This is a genomic window from Pseudoalteromonas sp. MER144-MNA-CIBAN-0113, assembly GCF_040308965.1.
Taxonomy (GTDB): Bacteria; Pseudomonadota; Gammaproteobacteria; order Enterobacterales; family Alteromonadaceae; genus Pseudoalteromonas; species Pseudoalteromonas tetraodonis.
The window spans coordinates 1-301 of record NZ_JBEOOG010000260.1; the positions used below are offsets into that span (position 1 = coordinate 1).

A 301-nucleotide genomic window follows, 5' to 3' on the forward strand; every position below is an offset into this window, starting at 1 on the left:
TCAGCCATAAACTCTTTTTGGTGCTTTGAAGCAACATACTTCATCGAATTACGAATTTGATGAATAACGCACTCCTGCACTTCGGCGTCAGGATAGATTGTTGCTATTGCTTCAGGGAAGCCTTTTAGTCCATCAACACAGGCAATTAAAATATCGGATACACCACGATTATGTAAATCTGTTAATACTGATAGCCAATAGTTAGCCCCTTCACTTTCAGAGATATATAAACCAAGTAACTCTTTGCGGCCCTCGATATTGACACCTAGTACGGTATAAATAGCCTTACTCACGTAGCGCC

General features: G+C 40.5%; 1 protein-coding gene. It reads right to left on the bottom strand.

The window, feature by feature from the left end; genetic code table 11:
* A partial coding sequence (locus AAEY57_RS19635; protein WP_350608623.1) for a transposase occupies positions 1–301 on the bottom strand: 301 nt, incomplete at both ends.